Genomic DNA, 4082 nt, shown 5'->3' with positions numbered 1-4082 from the left:
GCCAGGCGCGGGAGCTGGTGGCCCGGCTGCCGCGCGCCACCCTCGGGGTGGTGCACGACGGGCTGCACGACGTCCTCAACGACGCCTCGCACCGGACCACGGCGGCGGTGGTCGTCCTGTGGCTGGAGCGGCTGCGCGCCGACCCCGCCGGGCGCCCGATCCTCACGGTCGAAGAGACAGAAGAGACAGAAGACGCGGCGGCAGCAGTAGCCGTGGCAGGAGCAGGCGAACAGGGCGACGAAGGCGTGGAAGGCGCGCGTTCGTGAGCCACCACCTCGTAGGAAGGAAAGCGGCATGACCGTGTCCATCGAACGCGCCACCGGAGTCGCCCCGGGCCCGGTGCCCGCCACCGGCGACGAGATACTCCGGCGCACCCTGCGGCGGCACGCCGCCGGGGTCACCGTGATCACGGTCCCGGGCCCCGCCGGGTTCACCGCGACCTCTTTCACCTCCGTCTCCCTGGAGCCCGCGCTGGTCTCCTTCTGCCTCGGTCTCACGGCATCGACGTTCCCGGCCGTGCGGCGCGCCGACCGCTTCGCCGTCCACGTGCTGGGCACCGGGAACACGACGCTGGCCCGGCAGTTCGCCCGTAGCGGCATCGACCGCTTCGACGGGATCCCCTGGGCGGAGGAGGCCGACGGGCTGCCGCTGCTGGACGGCGTACCGGCCTGGCTCACCGCCCGGGTGACGCTCCGTCAGCGGATCGGCGACCACATCCTGGTCGTCGGTGAGATCGACGCGGGCGGCGGGCACGGCGAGGGGGACGCCCTGGTCCATCACGACGGCGCCTTCGCCGTGCCCGTACGCCTGCCCTCGCAGACGGGGGAGTGACGCGACAGCGGACCGCACCCGGGCCCGGCCGGCCACCGAAGAAGCACGCCTGAGGGCGTGCTTCTTCGGTTACTGGCTGCGTTCGACGGAGGCACGGAAGGGAAGGGGCGCGCGCCGGGCGCATTGGGGTCCGCCACGAACTCGTGAATGCGCTGGGTGGCCTAAAAGATCGGTTCACATTCGTGGATATTCGGTCAAAAGGTCCATCGATTGGCTGGAACCCGCCGCTTGGCGCCCATTGGCATATGACCTCGGCCAGCTCGTTTATTGACCCCGGTCAAGTACTTGTCAGTAACGGCGCAAATGTTCGTCTTTGAGTGTCGCGATCCTCTAAGGTGACTGGCGTGAACGGGTGATGGCGGGGTACTTGTACCCGGTCCACCGTGCACGCCGGTATGGGGGGTGTTATCGCCGCTCCGCGGGGCCGAGTTCGGGTCGCGAGGGAGCCGAGTGCCGAACGGTGTCGCTGCGAAGTGAAGCCCGAAGCGGCACGCGGGGGACAAGGCTGATGAACACGCCGTGGAAAGACAGAGAACAGGTGGGGGGAAAGACCGTGACCAATCCTTTCGATGACGAATCCGAGCGGTTCCTGGTGTTGATGAACAGCGAGGGGCAGTACTCGCTGTGGCCCGCGCGGCTCGACATTCCGGGCGGCTGGCGCGCCGAGGGCCCGGAAAGCTCGCGACAGGAATGCCTGGACGCGATCGAGGCCGCGTGGAGCGACATGCGGCCCGTCAGTCTGGTGCGGGCGATGGAGGACAGTGCCGGGTAGGTCGGGCGGCCGGGCGGCGGGACCGCCCGAGGTGGTCGGGCCGTCGAGGCTGGTCGGCCCGGCCGGCGCGGGTCCGCGGCTCCGACTTCTTCGGGCTTGCTCCCGTCCGAGCAAAATCGATCAGGGATGGTCGTAGATCGGTCGCGTCCGGTCCGTAGTCATGTCGCCTTCATGCGCTGTCCATAAAAAATCGGCGGCCCGCTCTGCCGCCGTCCGTCATGTGCTAAGGAAGCTCGGTCCCGTACCAGGCCCGCGGCCTGAATGACCGTCCCTGGTAAGAGACCGGCGCGCCGCCGTACACAAAGCGCGCGGCGACTTCCTTTCGGCTTTCACCGGCCCGCCCGAAAAGCGGGCGCAACGGCGAGGGTGGTTCCGCCATGCCTTTCTCGCTGTCCCTTAAAATCTTCCCGAAGGTGTAGATCGGCATGCAGGAAAACAGTCCCCTCTCCACAGAAGTGTCCCCCGAAGAGACAGAAGAGACTTTCGAACTGACCACGGCCCAGCAGGGCATGTGGTACGGGCAGCTCGTCGACCCGGACAGCCCGAAATGCAATATCGGAGAATGCATCGAGATCCGTGGTGACCTCGACGAGGGATTGTTAGCCGCTGCCCTCGACCGGGCCGTCGCCCTGTGTGACAGCCTCAACCTCCGGATCGTCACCCGGGACGGAACGGTTCGCCAGCGAGTCGTCCGGCCCTCCGTGCCCCGGACCGGCCTCCTCCGCCCGGTCGACCTGTCGGGCACCGACGACCCCACCGCTGCCGCCGAGCGCTACATGGCGGCCGACATGGCCACCGTCGACCGGCTCGACGCACCGCACCACCACTACGCGCTGCTGCGTCTCGCCCCCCAACTGCACTACTGGTACGTCCGCTTCCACCACATCGCGATCGACGGCCTCGGCGGCGCCCTCTTCACCCGTACCGTCGCCGATCTGTACACGCGCGCCGCGCGGGGCGAGGACCTGGACGCGGTCGAGCTGCCCCCCGCGCCCCTGCGCGACCTCGTGGCCGGTGAAACGGCCTACCGAGCCTCTGACCAGTACGAGGCGGACCGCGCGTACTGGACCGGCAAGTTCGCCGACCTGGCCGCCGGCCATGGCACGCACCAGGCAGCGGGCCACGTCACGGACCCGGCCGGGCGACACCTCACGGACCCGGCCGGCGCCGGAGACGTATCGGACGGACGCGACGGTACGGCGCTCATCCGCCGCCGCACCGACACCCCGACGCCCGACGAACTCTCCGCCACGCCCGGCGGGCTGCACACCCGCGAGACGCTGCCCTTCGCCGTCTTCGACGACCTGCGCCGACTGGCCGCCGGCCACCGCACCACCTGGTCCGCGGTGTTCGTGAGCGCGGTCGCCGCCTACGTCGCCCGGGTCACCGGGAACCAGGACGTCACCGTGGGCCTCGCCTCCAACGGCCGCCACGGCGGGCTGCGGCACATCGTCGGCATGACCTCCAACGTCCTGCCGCTGCGTCTGACCGTCACCGGTGAGATGACCGTCGGTGCCCTCGTGCGCGCCGTCGCCGCCGAGATGCGCGGCGCCCTGCGCCACCGCCGCTTCTCCCGCGAACAGCTCGCCCGTGAACTGAGGATGACGGACGCCGCCGCGCGGCTGAGCGACATCGTCGTCAACATCATGGGCTACAACTACGACCTCGACCTCGCCGGCATCCCCGCCCCCTCCCGGCTGCTGTCCCTCGGCCCGGTGGACGACCTGTCCCTCTTCGTCTCCGAACGGGCCGAGGGCAAGGACCCGTTGATCGGCTTCGACACCAACCCCGAGCTGTACCGGGCGGAGGACGTGCGGCTGCACCAGCGGGCCGTCGTCTCCTTCCTGTCGGCGCTGGCCGGCGCGGACGCCGACGTCCTGCTCCGCGACCTGCCGTTCCTCGACGGGGCCGGCGCCGGGGCGCTGCTCGCGGGGGGCCGGGGCACGGAGCTGCCGGCGGAGACCGCCGGATCCACCCTGCCGGAGGCGTTCCGCGCGCAGGTACGCAGGACGCCGGACGCCCCCGCGGTCGTGGACGGTGCCGTCACGCTCTCGTACCAGGAGCTGGCCGGTTCGGCCGACGAACTGTCAGAAACTTTGAACGGCTGGGGTGTCGGGGCCGAGGACGGCATCGGTGTCCTGGTGGGCCGTTCGGCGGCCCTGGTGTCCGCCACGCTGGGCGTGGTCGGCGCGGGCGCCGCGTACGTACCGATGGACGCGGCGTGGCCGGCCGAGCGGCTCGACCGGGTGGCCGAGGTCGCGAACGTCCGCGCCCTGGTGGTGGACGCGGCCCACGCCGACCGGCCCTGGGTGCGGGAGACGGCGGCCACCCTGCCGGTGATCGTCCTCGACGATCACGGTGGCGTCCTTCGCGGGGCTCCCCCGTGGCGGGGCGTGCTGCCGACCGTGGCCCACGGCGGCCGGCTCGCCTACGTCATGTTCACCTCCGGGTCCACCGGTCTGCCCAAGGGTGTCGGTGT

Annotated in this window: 3 protein-coding genes and 1 pseudogene; all 4 read left to right on the top strand. The window is 70.7% G+C overall.

The annotated features are described in order from the left end of the window. Positions 1–266 (top strand): annotated as a pseudogene (locus GT042_RS38200) (hypothetical protein); the annotation flags it as partial. 28 nt (positions 267–294) lie between these two features. Then, positions 295–831, top strand: a complete 537-nt coding sequence (locus GT042_RS15695) for a flavin reductase family protein (RefSeq protein WP_161309332.1) — start codon at positions 295–297, stop codon at positions 829–831. Between the two features lie 553 nt (positions 832–1384). Further along, a complete protein-coding gene (locus GT042_RS15690) occupies positions 1385–1603 on the top strand; it encodes an MbtH family protein (protein ID WP_161309333.1) in 219 nt (72 codons plus the stop codon). A 425-nt stretch (positions 1604–2028) separates the two neighbouring features. Continuing rightward, on the top strand, positions 2029–4082 hold a 2054-nt coding region (locus tag GT042_RS15685), incomplete at its 3' end, for a condensation domain-containing protein (protein ID WP_161309331.1).

Origin of the sequence: Streptomyces sp. SID3212 (genome assembly GCF_009865405.1) — a bacterium.
Lineage (GTDB): Bacteria > Actinomycetota > Actinomycetes > Streptomycetales > Streptomycetaceae > Streptomyces.
Note: the sequence above shows the minus strand (reverse complement) of the source record. Positions and strands in the feature narration are given on the sequence as shown.

Excerpts from the sequence above, each read along its gene's own strand:
- GT042_RS15695 (WP_161309332.1), top strand. The coding sequence starts at position 295 with ATGACCGTGTCCATCGAACGCGCCACCGGAGTCGCCCCGGGCCCGGTG.